9 protein-coding genes are annotated in these 18,633 nt (G+C 53.5%); 1 reads left to right on the top strand and 8 read right to left on the bottom strand.

Going from position 1 to position 18,633, the window contains the following annotated elements; genetic code table 11:
- Positions 1 to 12 precede the first annotated feature (12 nt).
- The 3 genes from RLO07_RS18775 to RLO07_RS18765 form a co-directional block, all read right to left on the bottom strand.
- A complete protein-coding gene (locus tag RLO07_RS18775; protein WP_462293681.1) occupies positions 13 to 1,299 on the bottom strand; it encodes a TetR/AcrR family transcriptional regulator in 1,287 nt (428 codons plus the stop codon).
- A gap of 84 nt (positions 1,300 to 1,383) precedes the next feature.
- Positions 1,384 to 2,760 carry an MATE family efflux transporter gene (locus RLO07_RS18770; protein ID WP_462293680.1) on the bottom strand — a complete coding sequence of 459 codons (1,377 nt, stop codon included), beginning with the start codon at positions 2,758 to 2,760 and terminating at the stop codon, positions 1,384 to 1,386.
- 8 nt (positions 2,761 to 2,768) lie between these two features.
- Positions 2,769 to 3,359, bottom strand: coding sequence for a DNA-3-methyladenine glycosylase I (locus RLO07_RS18765; protein ID WP_462293679.1), 591 nt, complete (start codon positions 3,357 to 3,359; stop codon positions 2,769 to 2,771).
- Positions 3,360 to 3,486: 127 nt separating this feature from the next.
- Here RLO07_RS18765 and RLO07_RS18760 point away from each other — a divergent pair, with 127 nt between their 5' ends.
- On the top strand, positions 3,487 to 4,245 hold the full coding sequence (locus RLO07_RS18760) for an enoyl-CoA hydratase/isomerase family protein (protein ID WP_462293678.1): 759 nt from the start codon (positions 3,487 to 3,489) through the stop codon (positions 4,243 to 4,245).
- Positions 4,246 to 4,255: 10 nt separating this feature from the next.
- Here the strand turns inward: RLO07_RS18760 and RLO07_RS18755 are convergent, their stop codons facing one another.
- The 5 genes from RLO07_RS18755 to RLO07_RS18735 all read right to left on the bottom strand — a co-directional run bounded on the left by RLO07_RS18755 (position 4,256) and on the right by RLO07_RS18735 (position 18,540).
- The gene (locus RLO07_RS18755) at positions 4,256 to 7,435 is read right to left on the bottom strand and encodes a ligand-binding sensor domain-containing protein (RefSeq protein WP_462293677.1); all 3,180 of its coding nucleotides are present in this window, start codon (positions 7,433 to 7,435) and stop codon (positions 4,256 to 4,258) included.
- A gap of 25 nt (positions 7,436 to 7,460) precedes the next feature.
- Complete coding sequence (locus RLO07_RS18750) at positions 7,461 to 11,972, bottom strand: hybrid sensor histidine kinase/response regulator (protein ID WP_462293676.1); 4,512 nt, start codon at positions 11,970 to 11,972, stop codon at positions 7,461 to 7,463.
- A gap of 914 nt (positions 11,973 to 12,886) precedes the next feature.
- Complete coding sequence (locus tag RLO07_RS18745; protein ID WP_462293675.1) at positions 12,887 to 14,911, bottom strand: S8 family peptidase; 2,025 nt, start codon at positions 14,909 to 14,911, stop codon at positions 12,887 to 12,889.
- Between the two features lies 1 nt (position 14,912).
- Complete coding sequence (locus RLO07_RS18740; protein WP_462293674.1) at positions 14,913 to 16,691, bottom strand: two-component system response regulator; 1,779 nt, start codon at positions 16,689 to 16,691, stop codon at positions 14,913 to 14,915.
- Between the two features lie 139 nt (positions 16,692 to 16,830).
- Positions 16,831 to 18,540, bottom strand: a complete 1,710-nt coding sequence (locus RLO07_RS18735) for a putative bifunctional diguanylate cyclase/phosphodiesterase (RefSeq protein WP_462293673.1) — start codon at positions 18,538 to 18,540, stop codon at positions 16,831 to 16,833.
- Between the last annotated feature and the right edge of the window lie 93 nt (positions 18,541 to 18,633).

Genomic DNA, 18,633 nt, shown 5'->3' with positions numbered 1-18,633 from the left:
CAGCAGAAGCTCTTAGCGCGGCTGCAGGCCGTTGAAAAAGATGTCGAAGTAATCGACCGCGACGGTGTCGAGGTCATCCACGCGGCGCCAAAGCTTGATATCCATTGCGGCGTTAATGGCACCGGCAATGAGTTGCTGGGCGATAAAGGGCTCGATATCGCGCACACTGCCATCGGCGATGCCCTCGCGAATGAACTCACCAAAGTGCTGGTTGGAGGAGTCTGTACGCTTGAGTATCTGCTTGCGCCTTGCCATCGGCAACGCGGTGATGGTGCTGTAGCGTATCAGTGGCCCCCGATCGGAATTCTGGGCATGAAATATCCGCCGGCAAACCTGGTCGATCTTGTGCAAGCCGCTGCCATCCAGTCGCTGGGCCTGGCGATAGATCTCCTCGGTCACATCCAGCGAATAGGTATAACAGTTGAACAACAGGTCTTCCTTGTTGCGGATATGGTAGTAGAACGCGCCCTTGGATACGTTCAGGTGCTCTGCAATTTCGTCCAGCGAGGTGCCGTTAAACCCCTTCTTGTTGAAAAACCAGGATCCCGTCTTGTAGAACGCCTGTTGCTTGAGCCGGTTTTGCTCGTCGCGGTCGAAACCGTGGACATAGTTTTCCGCTGCGGCGTCAAGACGCACGGTCGCTGGTTGGTACTCGTCAGCGCCGGAATACAGCCCATGTGCCAGCAGGTCCCAGGCCTGTTGGGCGGTATCGGTGACCTGTTCCCGCGGTTGGCTGTGCAGCCAGGAAAAAATCCAGTCGAGGGAGCCGAGCATGGCTCGGGTGGCGGCAATCGTCTCGCAGGGCCGGATCTCTCCGGTTTCGATCCCCGCTCGCAGGTAGCCACGCAGGCGCTTGAACATGGCAATGTACTGCGCTTCCACCTCTCGGCGGCGAGTGCCCTGCAGCGAGGCAATCTCCAGCAGGGCTGCCAAATGCGGGCCGCGGTTTTCCTGCGCAGCCAGCCAGTTCTCGAACTGCAACAGGAAGAATTGCCGTGCACGCTCCAGAGGGCTGTTATAGTGTTGCTCGATCTCGTCCATTGAGCGCAAATGGTGGCCCAGGGCAGCAAGATAGCACTGGTAGATGAGCTCTTCCTTGGTTTTTACATAGTAGTAAAGGCTGGTCTTGGTCAGGCCCAGGGTTTCGGCGATATCGCGCAGGGTGGTGGCGCGCGACCCCTTGGAGTTGAACAGGCGCGCTGCCTGCGAGAGTATTGCCGTGCGTTTGGCATCATGCTGGGCAGAGCGGTTGAAGGGGGAGCTCTGCCCCGCCGTTTCTGTATCCCTGCGCTTGCCCATGTAACGCCTCTGCCGGACCCGATTGCCAGCTGCCCGTACTCAATAGTCGATTATTCAAACTTTAGGTATTTTTTTTGTCGCTGTCTACAGCGCCGGCTCGGGATCGGGTTCGAAACGAAGGTCCAGCCACTTGCGAGAGCGGTAGCGATACACCAGCAGCACCGCTTTCAGGCTGTAATCCAGGACCATCACGCCGAAAATCCAGTACACCGAAAGCCCCAGGCGGGTGCACAGCCAGGCCGGGACAAGCCGCCCCAGGATGATGCCGACGAATGTTGCCATCAGGGGAAAGCGGGTATCGCCAGCGCCGCGCAGGGCACCGGCCAGGGCAAAGTCGCAGGCCATCATCGGCATGGCCAGGCAGATCACATAGATGAACACCACGGTCAGGGAAATAACCCCGGGGTCGCTGATCATGAAAGTAGCCAGCTCTTCCGCAAACCAGGCCATGATGATGGACAGACCTATCATGGCGACCAGCGCCATGCGCAGAGACCTCCAGCCGGTAGCCATGGCGCGGTCGGGGCGACCGGCGCCGAGTTGCTGCCCTACCAGCGTGGCGGTGGCCACACCAAAACCAAAGCCGATGACAATGGGAAACGCCACCAGGCTGATACCGATCCCGTAGGCCGCGTAAGCGGTGGTACCATAGTTGGCAATAATCGCAAAAAACGCCAGAAACGCCAGCTGGACCACCGCCTGCTCGGTGACTGCGGGAGTGGCAATCCGGACCAGCTGGCGGGCGCCGGTCCAGTCGATGTTCAGGCGCCTGATTGGCTTCAGCCCAAAGTTGCCGCGCCACCAGAAGACCAGGAAGCCGCAGGTCACCACCGCTCCCGCAGCCCCTCCGCCCAGGGCAACGCCGGTAACCCCCATTTCCGGCAGCGGCCCGAGGCCGAAGGCCAGTGCGAAGCCAAAGCCGACATTGAGTGTCGAGCTGACCAGCAGGAAGTAGAGCGGTGTAATAACGTCCCCGGTTGCCCGCAGGGACGTCGCCAGCATCATGTTGGCTGCCGAGAACAGGTTGAAAACGCCCAGCCAGAAGATAAACCCGGCTGCCAATATGGTTGTTCGCGGATCCAGCCCAAACAGGCCGGCGATACTGTCGGGAACCAGCAGCACGGGAACGCTGAGCAGCGCGGCAATCAAGAGAGCCAGCAGCAGTGCCGTCCAGCTGGCCATTTCCGCGCGCGCAATCTCTCCCGCCCCCCAGTACCTGGCTACCATCGCCGTGGCGGCAACAGAGAGCCCCATCAGGATAGCCTGAACCAGGAAGAACACCCGGTGACCGGTGGTAACAGCTGCTACCGCAGACGTTCCCAGCCCTGCCGCAATCTTGATGTGCATGAACCCGACGACCGTGAACAGCAGGTTGGAAATGATCGTGGGCCAGGCAAGTTGCCATACCCTGCGACTGGCAGACTCGCGCTTCCCGACCGCGGGTGTCGTCTCACCTTCCATTGGGTTCCCTAGATTCTTGTTTGCAAGCCTGCGAGCTCATTGCATGCGCCATGCCGGAAACACGAGATTATATGGTCGTTGACCATGCCGGTCGCCTGCATGTGCGCATAGAGAATGGTTGTGCCTACAAAGGTGAACCCCCGCTGCTTCATATCCTTGCTAATGGTGGTCGACAGCGGTGTGCTGGCAGGTACCTCGCTCATGCTCGACCAGGTATTGCGTATCGGCTTGCCATCAACGAAACGCCAGAGATAGTCGGCAAACGAGCCAAATTTATCCTGCGTGTCGAGGAAGGCCCTGGCATTTTGTCTTGCTCCATAGACCTTTAGCCGGTTTCTGATGATTCGGGGATCGGTCAGAATACGGTCCAGTTTGAGGTCGCTGTAGCGGGCAATCCTCTGGGCATCAAAGCCATCGAAAACCTCTCGATAGCCCTCCCGTTTGCGTAGTACCGTTATCCAGGCAAGCCCCGCCTGGGCTCCCTCCAGAAGCAGGAACTCGAACAGGGTTTTATCATCATGTACCGGCACGCCCCATTCAGAATCATGGTATTCAACATAGAGGGGGTCCGACCCACACCAGCCACAACGTTCCGGCATTGCTGTGTCGTCCTTTACATCCGCAGCGTAAAGCCCAGTATCAGCCCGGGGCCAGAGCTTGTCCACCGCCGAAGCGGCCTGGCTTTCGCTGTGGCGTAAACCGGCAGGCTGTGCCAGAATCCGGCGGATGAACGAGACAATACTTTATGAACGTACCGGGCATATCGGTCGCCTGGTTCTGAATAATCCGAGCCAGCACAACGCGCTGGGCCAGGAGCAGTTGGCGGCCATTCAGAGCCACTTGGCGACAGTGCAATCTGACGACCAGGTGCGTGTTCTGATCATTACCGGCTGGGGCGACAAGACCTTTTGCGCCGGGGCGTCACTCCAGCAACTCGGCAGCGGTAATCTCTCCGGCGATACTTTCCAGGAAACCACAGACATGGTGGCCCATCTGGCCATACCCACGATCTGTGCAATCAATGGCAACGTCTACGGCGGCGGCGTCGAACTGGCACTCAGCTGCGACTTCAGGATAGGCATCGCAGGCAGCAAGCTACGTGTTCCCGCCGCTGCCATCGGTCTGTGTTACCCCATAAGCGGCATAAACCGTTTCGTGGAACGCCTTGGCGTCAGCGCCGCGAAGCGCATGCTGCTGGCCGCTGAGGAAATGGAAGCGGAGACCCTGTTGGAGCTGGGTTTCCTCGATCACCTTGTGCAACCCGCGGCGCTGGACAAGGCCGCAGAGACCCTCGCGCTGCAGATATCCAGCCTGGCCCCTCTGGCTGTTCGCGCCATGAAACAGATTATCCAGCAGGCAGCCTCCGGGGATATTGAGCGCGATCAGGCGCAGGCCCTGTCGCAGCTGTGTCTGGAGTCGGCAGACCTGCAGGAGGGTTTTGCGGCCAAGCGGGAAAAGCGAGTACCCCGGTTTCAGGGGAAGTAAGCAATCTCGCTCAAGACCAGGGCAGGTGGAAGCTGGCGGTAACCATGCTGCGATCCTCCCTCCCTATTGCGAGTTCACAACCCAGTTCCTCGCCTGCACGCTTGATTATGGCGAACCCGGCTGACTCAGGAGACTCGAATGCCAACCCGGGCGGTATGCCAATGCCATTGTCCTGGTAGATGAAGCTTACCGTATCACTATTCGCGCCAGGGTTGGCGGTGAAGGTCACCGAAAAACGTACAAAACAGCTGCTACGCTCTGCGTCGAACCCATGGGTCAACGAATTGTCAAACAGCTCCGCAAGGATGATAGCGACAGGTATGGCCTGCGCTGCCGGAACAAGTTCCTGCTGGACATTATTGACCACGGCAAGCCGGTTGCATACCTGAGGATGACTTGAGCAAAGTGCACTTGCCAATCTGGCCGCGCAATCATGCAGGTTGGCATATAGTCTCTCGCCCTGGTAGTAGAGAGAGTCCTGCACAACATCGAGCACCTCCAACCGAAACCGAACCCTCTTGTGAGCGAGCTCCGTTGCCCCAGGTTCATACTCAAGCGTTGTATCCGTGCAGAACCTGGCCCAGTACAGCAATTGCTTGTTGTAGGAATGAATTGAGTCGGTGAGTTTGCTCTGAAAATCGATCTGGTCCTGCAGCTCATCCGCAAATCGGTCGGCGACTCGTTGCATCTCATTTGCTTGCTTCAACTGCTGCTCCTTGAGCATGTAGTTCCGATAAAACTTGAGAAACAGCGAAGCAATGCCAAGGAACAGGACAAAATAGGCCGAGAAAGCCCACCAGGTAAGCCATGGGGCGGGGGCCACCCTGAGGGCGATGGTCAGGCCATCATAGTTCCAAATCCCAGCGGAATTGACTGCCTGTACCCGAAAAATATAGTCTCCCGCTGGGAGATTGGTGTAAGTAGCCGAGCCTCGATTGCCTACGTCAACCCAGTCCTTGTCGAATCCCACGAGTTTGTGTCGATACCGGGTGCTCTCCGGGTCCGTGAAGTCCAGTGCGCTGAATTCAAAAGTGATGAATCGGTCTGTGTGGTTCAGTAGGATCGAATCAAAGGCTGAAATGGGTGGGAGGGGAATAACATCTTCGCCATCTAAAGTTATACTGTTAAGAGCGATTCTAGAAGGTTTTCCCGTAGCTATAACATCGTTGGGATCGAATCGATTATATCCGTGGTTTCCACCGAAGTAGATAAAACCATTGAGATCCTTATATGAGCTCCCCAACTCAAATTCAGTCTCCTGTAAACCATGAGTATGACCGAAGTTCAAAAGACCTCCATCCTTTGCCAGTCGAGATATGCCCCTATTTGTTGAGAACCATACTTCTCCTTGGCTGCCGGCTTCGATTGCGTAGACTGTCTTGCCAGAGAATGGAGAACTAATCTCCACATGCTCCAGATCCACAGTGGAAAGCTCGCGTATACGGACATCTTTATCTAACTTGAATAAGCCATGATGCAGTGACCCAAACCAGATATGATCCTGGGTTTCAGCCATGCTCCAGATTGTTGGTTGATCGGACCTGTCCAAGCGGGCTGATTCGAAAGTAATATTCTGAAATTGATGCAGTTCCAGATTAAATATCTGAAGGCCTGATTCGGTGCCAACCCAAATGGTATCATCCGAGGATCGAAACAGCATGAGAACTCGATTGTCACGAAGATCTCGGTGTGTATCGCCAGATGTAATACTCTTCGAAAAATTCGGCTTTTTGAAAATAGTCAGACCTCCGCCATAGGTGCCGATCAACATCCTGTCGGAGTCTAACTTGAGAAACGCACTTATGGAGTCGGAGTCCAGACCATCCAAAATATCAGTGTTAAGTCGTGTAGAACTAGGCTCATCTAAACTAAGTATTTCAAATCCTGAGTTCCTATAGCCGAGATAGATCTCATGCTGATCAGCGAAAACCGACATTATTCTTTCGCCGTAGATCGAAATGTCTGGAAAATGATCCTTGAAAGGGGAGAAAGTGCTGGATTGGACATCGGTTATCATGAGACCGCTGTAGGACGCGACAAGTATTTTGTTGTCACTTATAGATTCGAATGCAATGACTGAGTGCAGGCCATCGTGGGTTTGCCGATCGAAAAGTTCGAATGGAGAAAGGACCAATCGGTTGATGCCGTTGTAGGTGCCAACCCAATAGCCACCTGAGTAGTCGGTGGCGAGTGAGATTACCTCGTTGTTCGATAGTTTTGAGTTGGAGGTGGTGAAGTTCTGTACGGCCAGATCATCCTTGAAAATAAATATTCCTTGATCAGATGAAATAATAGAGTGCCCCGTATCTTTATCAAATGTAATGTCATGGATGGTGGACCTGTGAAAGTCCTTCTGGGTATCTATTCCAGAATCTACCTGGCGACATTCGTTGGTTTTTTCGTCAATGGACAGGAGTCCCCCACCGATAGTGCCAATCCAAATATCACCTGAGGGAATTTGAGCAACTTCCTGTGCCGGTGCGGTCCTTCCACATAGAATTTCGATGTCATATATTTGAATATGATCCGATCCAACGTCGCCCTTGAATATCTTGTCACTACTTGCAGCCAGAAAAATTCCGTTGTTACTATCTTCGTAAAAATCGGTCACAGGTCTATGGAAATCGATACTATCGGCGCGTTCGACTCGTCCATCTTCATGGACTTGCATTACTTCACCATTCATAAGGCCGATTAGTAACAGCGCTTCGCTGGAAAAGTACACGTCTGAGATCTGAGGATTCAGGGCGCCTAGCGAACCTACCCATGCGGGGGCGGTGAATACTCCTAACTTCTCGTCATAGACTAGGGGTTCATTTGAGTCAGTGACCGCAAGTACTTTGTGATCCCAGACCTCAACAAGTTTCCTAATTCGAGGCTTATAAAATCCAGGTGTCGAAGCAAAAAGCTCATTTTGATATTGAATAGACTTCCCTTTTGCTTTGAGTACACCATCATAGTTTGATACCCATAATCTTTGATTGCTCGTATGAAGAATCGATAGTGTGGTTCCTTGATGAAGAAAGCGGCTAAAGTAAGTGTTTACAACGGAAAAATAATTAGTTCCGATAGCTGGAGGGCTAGTGCGTCCTACGCCAGGGGGCGTTTCCTCTGACCGAGAGGCTGAAACTATCGAGATAGTGAGGAAGGGGAGCACCAGTAAGAAAAAAAGTTTTCCTTTTCTGAGCATGTTGCCTACAAGCCGATTTTAGCTCTTAGGTAGTTTCATTGTTACAACGTGTTTCATATACCTTAGAAAACTCCTTTTTGTATTTATTGAATGCATCTTCCAACTCTGTGCATCTGGTCTCTAGGTCAATTTTGTTTTTCTTCTTCAATTCGGATTCAATATTATCGGCAATAGCCTTGACTTGCTTGGCGCCCAAATTGGCGCTCATTGATTTTATTGCATGTGCAATACTTTGAGCTTCTTTATGGTTTCCGCAGATAGATGCATTCTCTAGCTCTTTGACTTTTACAGACATTTGATTCACGAAGCCAGCGTAGACTTCCGAAAGTATAGATTTACCTGTCTGTCTTTCAATTTGCGTGATGTTGTTTATAGCCGAAGAGTCGATGAGATCCTCGCTGCTTCCATGTTTTTGGTCGCTCTGATGGTCTTTTCTGTCAATATTGAGTGGCTGTAAACTTCTAACACTCTCCGTATTGCCGAAACATTCCTGAATTATGTCTTTGATTTCAGACATCCTGAACGGCTTGCCGAGATATCCGTCCATTCCGGCATCTATAAAATAGCGCTTATCATCGGCAGTGATCCCCGCCGTTAATGCAATAATTTTCACCGGGTTAAGCTTTCTATCCTGTTCGTCGTCTCTGATGTGTCGAGTCGCTTGATATCCGTCCATTAATGGCATTTGGCAATCCATGAATATAATGTCGTAACGATTTCGTTTTTGGAGTTCGACGGCTTCTTTCCCATTCTCCGCAATGTCAACTTTGTGTCCGATCATCTCCAAGACTTCTTGAGCAATTCTTTGATTTGTCGGGATATCTTCCGCGACCAGTATTCTGAGGCTGCGTATATTGTCTGGGGTCGCCGAAATTTCTGAGCCCTCATCTTCAATATTTTGTAATTTTGTGATCTCATTGAGCGCAAGCCTCAATGCTTCTGAAGTACAAGGCTTTGTTATAGTGGGCCTTCCCGATAGATGTGGAGGCAGCTTGACCTCATGGATCGGCATTAATAATATGCTGGGTGATTGTATGAATCCTTCATCTACACATTCAGCGCTCAGGGAAGTGTTTTCAATGTCGATAATCAGGATGTCGTTCTGATCTGTTTCGCTTAGTAGCGTAACATCTGCATATTCGCTGGGATTGAGATACCCCATCCGTTCCAGTTGGGACCGCACCATCATTCGTGTGGACTTCCTTGAGGATATGATGGAAACGTTATATCCATCTAAACGAAGCGGATTGGAAGGCTCATTGCCATCCAACGCCTCCGAGATAGAGACAGGAATGGAAATTCTAATCTCAGTTCCGTATCCGGGTTGAGATGAAACATCTATGTCGCCACCCATCAGTTCAATATAGTTCCGGGTGATCGACAACCCAAGTCCTGTTCCGCCATATTGTCTCGTGGTGCTTGCATCTGCTTGGGTAAAGGGCTCGAATACTCGGTGAGCTGTGGCCTGGTCCATGCCGATACCACTATCAATTATATCTATTTTGACCTTGCTTTCTTTGGTGGTTTCCTCGTATTGATAATCTACTAAAACATTAATTTCACCTTCATGGGTGAATTTTATTGCGTTATTGAGTAGGTTCATCAATATTTGTCTTATCTTGCCCGGATCTCCTAGCAGCTTAGCAGGGACTGAGCTACAAACGGTATAGTTCAATTCCAATCCCTTTCTTCCAGCTGGCTCGCCTTGTAGATAGCAGGCATCCTCAATCAGAGACGCCAAGTCGAATGGCGTATTTTCCAATTCCACTCTTGATGCTTCTATCTTGGAGAAATCAAGTATGTCATTGATCAGGGCTAGTAGTGCTGTGCCGCTTTTGTGAGCAGCGGCGGCAAACTTTCGCTGTTGGGTAGTTAGGTCCGTGTGTAGAAGAAGCTCGGTCATACCAATCATGCCATGCATTGGAGTTCGTATTTCGTGACTCATAGTGGCGAGGAAATCTGATTTCGCTTTGCTTGCTTGTACAGCGGCTCTCCTTGCCTCTTCTAGGTCGATTGTCCTTTCCTGGACTTTCAATTCTAGGTCCCGCTGTCTTGCAAGGCCTGCCCGAGTTCTGGCTTGCTGCTGGTAGATGTAGGTCGCTATAACTGCGACTATTATAAGTAAGGAGTACACGAAATAGGCAGGCATGCTTCGCCAAGGTGGGGGTAGGACGGTTATTTGGAGCGACTTACTGTCCCAGTTCCATGCCCCGCCAGGGCTAGCTGCTGCTAGTTTGAGGTTGTATTTTCCTGGTGGTAGCGTGGTAAAAGATGCTTGCCGGGCATCTTCTGATATTACCCACTTGTCATTTATCCCTTCCATCTTGTACGCGTACTGAACAAGCGGAGGATTGGAGTAGTCTGCTGCAAAAAACTCAACTGAAAACATACTATCACGATGCGTTAGGGTTATAGCTGACAATTCGTTATATGCTTTATCAAACTCTTGCCTTTCATTCATTATTTTGATTTCAGAGATGCTGATGCCGGGAGGCTCTTCCTTGTCGACGAAACCATTAGGGTCAACAATATTGAAGCCGAGGTTTCCTCCAAAATATATTAGGCCATCGCTATCCTTGAACGAAGCCCCCATGTTGAACTCCGTATCTTGAAGTCCTTCTTTAACGCCATACTGTCGCGACTCCCCAGTTTTTGGGTTCAATTTCGTCACCCCCCTATTATGCGAGAGCCAAATGTTGCCGTCTGGGTCGCTGTGTATGCCGTAAATGTTGGAACTTGGTAGTGCTATATCCTCTGAATAGTGTGTGAACTTCTCGAGACCATTTTTCCGATCACTTTTCTCCCATCGATTTAAGCCGCCACCTTTGGTCCCTAGCCACAGATCTTGATTGTTATCTTCGTAGAAAGACCACACCATGTCACTCGATACGCTGTCAGTATTTCCCCTCTCGGTATATATTCTTTTGAATTCCGATTTCTTTGCATCAAAGCGGTTTAGACCATTTTCGGTGCCGACCCAGATAAAACCAAATGAGTCTTCGAAAAGTGCAATTACGTTATTGTTGCTGAGGCTTTTCGAATTTCTGGGATCGTGAAAATAGTTTCTGAACTTTCCGGTAGCTTCGTCAAGCGAGCTGAGGCCGCCGCCGTATGTTCCAATCAGGAGCAAGCCCGAAGAGGTACGCATAATAGAGGTAACGCCATTGGCGGCAAGACTCTTTTTGTCAAGTCGTGAATTCTTGAAAACTTTAACTTCGTTATTGATTATATCTAACCTGTTGAGTCCGCCGGAGAAAGTGCCTATCCACAATACGTTTTTTTCTCCAAGAAGGCTCATTACGACACTGTTCGAAATAGCTGGGTCTGAATATTCGTTAATCCAAGTGAAGCTTCTTTCACCTCTTTTTAGGCGGTTGAGGCCATTATCTGTACCTACCCAGATGCTTCCATCCTCTGTTTCACCAAACGCGTTAACCGAGTCATTTGATAGTTGGCCGATGCTCGAGTTATATTTTGGGAATAGATTTCTAGAACCAGTTGCCAACCCAACGACAGTGCCTACCCAGTAGACTCCCTCTTTAGATTGGTAGATGCTGTGGATTCTACTTGAGGGTAAGTTGGTGTTCTGACTGTCGAATCGTTCGAACGAATTAGTCTCAGGGCTATATAAATTAAGTCCATCAAGGGTGCATATCCATAAACGGCTATCTTTGTCCTCAAAGATATCTAATGCATTGTTCGACGACAGTGAGCCAAGATCATCTTCTGTGTGTAGGTAGTGCTTCGAAGTATTTGTCTCGGGGTTGTACTTGGACGCTCCTGAGTTAAGAGAGAGAGACCATACTTGACCATTTGAATCTGAGTATACGTGGAATATAGGTTCTGAAGGTGCACTTACGATATCGTTATTGGATGTGGCTGACACCGACATTGCCATGGTAGCCTTGTCGATTTTTAGCAATCCGCCAGCAAATGTTGCGCCCCAAATAGTCCCATCTTTGCTCTGGGTAAAGCTGTTGATTTCTCCGAGGTAGGGGAGCCCTTCTTGCTGCGGGAAAAAGTGAACGAAATAACCTGTGTTTGGATCGAATCTACTGAAAGCATTATCGTATCCAAGCCAAAGGTCTCCATCGCTGTCGGCGAATATGGTAAGAATATCGTTTGAGAGCGGTGAGGTTTTGTCGTTTTCAGAAGCGAGGAGGGACGAGAAGCCATTTTTTATGCGGTTGTACCTATTTAGTCCGCCCCCTCTTGTGGATATCCAGATTGTGCCAGAGTCGTCCTCGGCTATGCTCGTCGCGGCATCGTGTGATAGTGAGTGAGGGTTTGTGAGTGAATATCGATAGTTTTCGAGTTCATGCCCGTTATAGCGATTTAGCCCTTCCTGAGTTACAAACCATAAGTTACCAACGGAGTCTTGAAAAGTTTGAGTAACGATCTGCTGTGTTAAATTCTGAGTAACAGCAGAAGGCTGAAAATCGATACTGGTTTCCGAGCCGAAATAGTTTGCGGCTCGTGTTGCTTGGCTGAATGCAATAAGTAGTACTGCTATTACATGCGGTAATCTACAGATCATCTTGGGGTTTTCACGTGGCCAAGTGTGAGGTCTGCAGTGTAATCAAAAACCTGAGTTTTGTCTTTTCGCCCTGCTATATGCTTGCTTTTGGTGTGAATCGAGCTGTGTTTATGAAAAAAAAGGGGGAGCGTGAATTCTCCCCTCACACTAACATTTCTGAGGATTCGCTATCGGAAGCCCCACTTGTACCCGGCCTGGTCGGCGTAGCTACGGAAGCCCCACTTGTATCCAGCTTGTTCCGAGAAATTCTGAACTCCCCACTCGTATGATGCGTTGCCTGCATAAGTACTAGATCTTTTGCTTTCATTCAACTCGGTGTCGGCCGCGGACCACTTGTACCCAGTTTGACGGGTTTCGTTCTTTGCCCAGTCAGTTGTTTCTGAAGGGCTTGATTGATGCTCTGCTGCCCACTTGTAACTAGGAGCCATGGAGTACTTGACGCTGCTTGCCAGGGAGTGGCTTACCTTGTGAACGGTGTTTGACACATCCTGTGTACTGCCAGCTGGTAGACTCGTGCTTGAATCGGCTATTGCAGGCAGTGCAAGAAGAAGCGCAGCTGCTCCAGCCCCCTTTTTTAACAAACCTGAGATGTGTTTCATAGTCGAGCCTCTTCATTCAATTTTCGGCCACCAAGTGGCATTTCATTCCTAAAGTCGTCTCGTCCATGAGAAGTTGATCACATCTTCTTTCCCTGACGCTTGACAACGTTATAAGTACCGGGGACGGATCATTGAAGGGATCGCCATAACCTTTTTGGGGTAGGCGTTTTTTCCACAGCGAGTCCTGCACCGCGGATCGTGCCGAAGAGGTTTAGGTGGGGTTAATTAAGTGCTTGAAAAATATGAAAAAATGGATTTCACTTCGGAGAGTCGCCTGATCTTGACCCATATGGGGCAAAGCTTTGGCGGTTTGGATTATTCGAAGGTGCCGGAGCTTGGTTGCGTGGACAATGCTTCTATCAGGTCTCGCTCGGAAAGGTAGATTTCCAGCCACTTGAAAGGGAGGTCAGGATCGGGTGCGGCGGTATCCTTCCGCTCGATATGATCTTTTACCCCCCATTTGCGGTCGCTGCTCAGGCCATCGGCGGAGGGTTCTTTGGCTAGCATGCGGGACAGTCCGGGCAAGCTGGCGTTGCCCTCTTCATCTATGATCGCAGGTCCTTCAAAGTACTGCTCACCGGCGATGTCTCTACCCAGATCAAGGTCCTTGTTGCCGCAGCCGCGTTGTCCCAAGGTCACCGCCCTGACTGCGTTGACGGCTCCGCTGCCCTGCTGGAAGGGGCTATAGGCGAGCCTGCCGTCGCGATTGATTGCCGGCTCTGCGCTGCTCATGAGTTTGCACTTGACGTCGTCCGGGGTCAGATCTGGCTCCAGTTGCAGCAGGAGAGCGACTATGCCCGTTACCAGGGCGCTGGCCTGTGAGGTGCCGGTCATCACCAGTTCGCCGGTACTGATCATGTAATCGGGGTGCTTGCGGGTCAGGGTGCTGCCGGGTTGGACCAGACCTGCAATATGTCCTCCCGGAGCGACAATATCGGGTTTGATGTGACCACTTGGGGTTGGGCCGCGGGAAGAGAAGTCCGGAATATAGTCATCGTCCCGGTTCTCGATAGTCCAGGAGTCCGTGTAGGCGCCGACGGTAATCAGGTAGGGCAGATTACCCGGTGAGCCAATGGTCATGGGATCCGGCCCTTCGTTGCCGGCTGCGGCAACGACAGTGATGCCTGTTGCCCAGGCCTTCATCAGGGCCTGGTTGATGGGGTCCAGATAGTAGGGCCAGCGGGGCCGGGCGGCGAATGACAGATTCAGAACCTTTATGTCCAGTGCGTCGCGTTGCTCTACTATCCACTGGATACCGCGAACGATGTCGAGAAAATCGCCCTGGCCATCTTCATCGAATGCTTTTACCGCCACCAGACCAACATCGGGCGCAATGCCTTTCCAGGTGCCGTTGGATTTTCCATCAGTAAGTACTTCCTCACTGTGAGCGGCAACGCTGGCCATGTGTGTTCCATGACCGCTGGCATCGGCTACTGGTTTGCCAGCAATGTCCTCAATGGCATCGTAGCGCCCGACAATTCTCGGCTTACCGCGAGTGTCCAGCGCCAGCGCCGGGTGCTCCCAGAGGCCGGAATCGAGTACCGCAATTGTCACGCCGCGTCCGGTAATACCATGTCGGTGCAGCTCTGAGGCTCCAGCCACCGTGGGATAATAGGTGTCGCTGGCGTAATCTGGGTAGCCGGGGATGAGCTCGCTGCTGCAATCAGCGCCGAACTCCAGCTTTACGCTAAAGTCCTTCTGTGCCCAGGCAAGCGCGCCCTCCGGGTTGGCGAGGCTACGGGAAAATCCGATGTGAAGCTGGGTAATGCCGGTGAGAGCTGGCGTCTGGCCTGGCGCATAGTCCAGCACCAGGCTCTGTCGATTGTCTGCATTGGTTGGCGCTTGCTCGCGCGGCAGATCCCTGGTGTCAAGGCGCAGTCTGGTGAGGTCGCCGAGGGCTGCTGGCCAACTGATCTCCAGTCGCGTCAGCTCCGCCGGTGTCTGGCCCTGATGGTGTAGTGGCCAATGGATACCGTCTGCTAGCAGGGTTGCTTCCAGGGCGCCGCCAATGGTGCAGGCCGCCTTGTCGGGGGGAGGTAGAGGTTCCGACATGTCCATGGAGAGGTCGTCAATCAAGCGCAGGACAAGCGGCGAGCTACGCATGCTCTCCAGTTGCGCGGGTGTAACCAGTGCGCCTACCGCCTCGATAATGGCAAGTTCGTGGGTTACGCTGCCGCCGGCGTCTTCCACCAGCTGCCTCAGCGCGGTGGCTGAATGGCCCTGCAGCATGACGCGTAGGAATTCGGGTTGCCCGGTATCGGCAGACAGCATTGTGCTGCCCAGCATGGTGCACAGGGCGAGCGGCAAATGCAGCAAACGGGAGGGCGGACAGATTTGCAATTCAGCTTCCCGAGGCAAGCTGCTCGGCAAAGTTCTGCCGCAGCAGATTGGGTACTTCTTCCGGATAAACAGGCATGGAGAGATAGAAACCCTGGAGCAGGTCACACTTCATGTCCACCAGATAGCGCATCTGCTCTATGGTCTCAATGCCCTCGGCGATCACCCGCAGCTTGAGCGTCCTGGACAGTGCCAGGATGGCATCAATGATGGCTGCTCCGTCCGCGCTGCCCAGATCGGCGACAAAACTCTGGTCGATCTTGAGGGTATCGATCGGGAAGCGCTTGAGGTAGCTGAGCGAGGAGTAGCCGGTGCCGAAGTCGTCTACCGCGAGGTCCAGGCCCAGGGCTTTCAGCTCTTGCAGCTTGACGATGTTCGCCTCGGCGTCGGTCATGATGGCGCCTTCGGTCAGCTCCAGTTCAAGGCGATGCGGCAACATCCGGGATTTTTCGATGAATCCGCGCACGAATTGTGAAAGCCCGGTCTGGTTGAACTGCAGCGGTGAGATATTCACGCATACCCGGAATTGGGGTAGTCCGAGGGTATCCCAGTACCGGCAATCCCGGGCGACCTGTGACATGACCCATTCGCCGAGCTCGATAATCTGGCCCGTGCGCTCGGCCACCGGAATGAACTCGGCGGGGGATACCATGCCGCGCACCGGGTGCTTCCAGCGTACCAGGGCCTCCAGACTGACCACGTTGCCGGTGGACACCTCGATCTGGGGCTGATAGCGCAGCTCCAGTTCCCCGTTCTGCATTCCGTGGCGCAGTTCCTCCTCCATCTTGAGTTGCTCGACTGCCTTCGCATTCATTTCTTCGTTGTAGAAACGGAAGCAGGCCCGCCCTTCCGCTTTGGCGACATACATTGCGGTATCCGCATTGCGGATCAGGCTGTCGGGGTCTTCGCCATCCGTGGGATAGATGGCAATGCCGATGCTGGGGGTAACCACCGGATTGTGCGACTGCAGGGCGATGGGCTGGGAGAGGCTATCGAGGATGCGACGGGCAATAGTCTCGACATGCGCGGTGTCCGGTACATCGGAGAGAACCACCGTGAACTCGTCGCCGCCAAGACGAGCAATCTCGGTGCTGCCATCCTGGTCGTCCGCTTCATCATCATCATCAGGAAAAAAGTTGATGGCATCGTCTTCGCGCAGTTCCAGGGTCAGGCGCTTGGCAATCTCCACCAGCAGGCGGTCGCCGCGGCCATGGCCGATGGAGTCGTTGATGCGCTTGAAGTGGTCCAGGTCGATGAACATCAGTGCCGCAAAGGAGTTGCGACGCTGGCTTCGCTTGAGAATGCGCACCAGTTGCTCGTTGAAGCTGCGCCGGTTGGGCAGGTTGGTCAGTGGATCGTAGTAGGCCAGGTAGCGCAGCCGGTCTTCCTGACGTTTCAGGGAATTGAACGCCTGGCTGGCCCGCAGCATGTAATGTACGTCCCGCCCCAGCAGCGACCAGTTCACCGGCTTGGTCTTGTACTGGGTGGCGCCGGCCTCGAAGCCCTGGTCGATGGATTCGCGGTCATCCGAGCCGGTCACGATCATGATGGGGATCGTTTCCCCCTGGGGCATTTCGCGGATGCGCCGGCAGACTTCCAGCCCCGACATGCCGGGCATTTCAACATCCAGGAAGACCAGGTCCGGGCGTTCGCGGACGAACATGTCCAGCGCCTCGTGGCCATTGCTGGCCTCGATCACGACCATGCCTTCGGCTTCCAGGCACTGCCGGGTCAACATGCGCACGATTTGGTCGTCGTCACTGACCAGGATCTTGGCTCGCATCGTAGATGGACTTGTGTTGGGCATCAGGGAGCCATGCGCAGGAACGGATCGGTATCTTTACAGGCTACCATCACCGGCATCGGTCGCCTAGTGCCATGCTTGTCATTGGCACCCTGCGCCGGAGCGATGTCGCGATGGCTCAGGATAGGACGCGCTCGTGGTTCTTGAAGCGCTGCTCCTGGACGAAACGGGGCAGTTGCTGCAACGGGATTGCCGGACTGTAGTAGAAGCCCTGTACCTGCTGGCAGCCCTGGTTGCGCAGGAACTCTATCTGCTCGTGATTTTCGGCGCCTTCGGCCACGACCCCGATGTCCAGGCGCCTGGCCATCTCGATGATCAGGCTGCATACGGCCGCTTGCTGGGGATTGTGTGGCAGATCGCGGACAAAGGCGGCATCTACTTTCAGCACTGCAATCGGTAGTTCGGTGAGGTGTGTGAGCTGGGAAAAACCGGTCCCGAAGTCATCCAGGGAAAAGCGGATGCCCAGCAGGCGCAGCTCGTCCATCCGCGTCTTGATCGCGCCCGGCTGTTTGAGGATCGTGGTTTCTGTCAATTCAAACTCCAGCCGACCCGGGTTGGCGCCAGTGCGCTCCAGGGTGTCCTTCACCGCGGTCACAAAGCGGTCGTCCTGAATCTGGGAAAAGGAAATGTTGACCGCTACGACTACATCGCCAAGACGCTGCTCGGCCAGCCAATTGAGGGCACAGCAGGCGTGCTGGATAACCTGGTGGCCGATACTCTTCATCAGCCCCATGTCCTCGCATTCGGCAATGAATTCGCCAGGACAGATGAGTCCGCGGTCCGGGTGGTTCCAGCGCAGCAGAGCTTCCAGGCCGGCGAGCTGGCCGGTATCCAGGGCTATGCGTGGCTGGTAGTGCAGCTCGAACTGGTTTCTGCGCGCTGCGACCCGCAATTCGGCTGCCAGCGTGTTGATGCCGGCCATGTCGAACTGCAGGCGGTCACTGTAGGGAATGAACTTGGAGCCCAGAATCGATTTTGCCTGTTGCATGGCGCTGCGCCCGTGGTCGACCAGTTCACTGAAGTCAGCGGCATCATCGGGGTACAGCGCGCCGCCGATACTGGCATCGACCTGTACGTGTTGTTCATCAAGGCTTAGGGGGGCTGCTATGGCCTGCAGCATTTTCTCGGCGATGCGCGCCATGTCGGCGGCGGAGCTGACGTCTTCCAGCACCACTGCGAATTCGTCCCCGCCCAGCCTGGCAATGCTGTCGCTGCTGCGCAGCTTGCTGGCCATGCGTCGGCAAAGGCTGCGAATCAGCAGGTCGCCGTTGAGCTCACCGAAGTGATCGTTGATGCTGGTGAACTGGTCGACGTTGATGTAGAGCAGCCCAGTCTTGAAATTGTAGCGTTGAGAGCGTTGCATGGCGCGCTCAAGGTGCGCCCGAAAACCCACGCGGTTCAGGGCGCCGGTGAGAACGTCCCGATTGGACAGCTCGCGGATGATGGTGCGCGCCTGCTTCAATTCTATGCTGTAGTCCAGGATGCGGTGGACCAGGGCGTCCTGGAGCTGGCCCCTGACCAGATGGTCCTGGGCCCCGCTCTCGCGGAGTTGTGCCGCTGCGGTGCTGTCCGGCGCATTGTCCAGCAGCAATATGATGGGCAAGGAGGGAGCGTGCTTCTGTGCCAGGCGCAACAAGTAGTCAGTTTCCGGGCCGACGGCCATGATGATGGCGTCGACATCCGGGTCCAGCAGGGCTTCCAGCGGCCGCTCCAGTTCTTCGCTGCTGACCAGCCTGAAGCGAGGCGGCACGGCGCGGTCGAGACAATCCGACAGGACCAGATGATCGGTCTTGTTGGCGGAAATCACCATGACGGTACGCAAATCCACAAATGCCCCGGACAGTCCCTTTGCCGTATCCTCGGTATTGTCTCTCAGCTGTGCAGCTGGATACAACGTTATTGTATAAATAACATAAACTTA

It is taken from the genome of Haliea sp. (genome assembly GCF_040221975.1).
Lineage (GTDB): Bacteria > Pseudomonadota > Gammaproteobacteria > Pseudomonadales > Halieaceae > Haliea.
This window is presented reverse-complemented; position numbering and strand designations above follow the sequence as displayed.

What these genes read in the sequence shown, in the direction of transcription:
- RLO07_RS18740 (WP_462293674.1), bottom strand. Translation starts at nt 16,691, where the DNA reads ATGCGAGCCAAGATCCTGGTCAGTGACGACGACCAAATCGTGCGCATG.
- RLO07_RS18775 (WP_462293681.1), bottom strand. Translation starts at nt 1,299, where the DNA reads ATGGGCAAGCGCAGGGATACAGAAACGGCGGGGCAGAGCTCCCCCTTC.
- RLO07_RS18770 (WP_462293680.1), bottom strand. Translation starts at nt 2,760, where the DNA reads ATGGAAGGTGAGACGACACCCGCGGTCGGGAAGCGCGAGTCTGCCAGT.
- RLO07_RS18755 (WP_462293677.1), bottom strand. Translation starts at nt 7,435, where the DNA reads ATGCTCAGAAAAGGAAAACTTTTTTTCTTACTGGTGCTCCCCTTCCTC.
- RLO07_RS18765 (WP_462293679.1), bottom strand. Translation starts at nt 3,359, where the DNA reads ATGCCGGAACGTTGTGGCTGGTGTGGGTCGGACCCCCTCTATGTTGAA.
- RLO07_RS18760 (WP_462293678.1), top strand. Translation starts at nt 3,487, where the DNA reads ATGAACGAGACAATACTTTATGAACGTACCGGGCATATCGGTCGCCTG.
- RLO07_RS18750 (WP_462293676.1), bottom strand. Translation starts at nt 11,972, where the DNA reads ATGATCTGTAGATTACCGCATGTAATAGCAGTACTACTTATTGCATTC.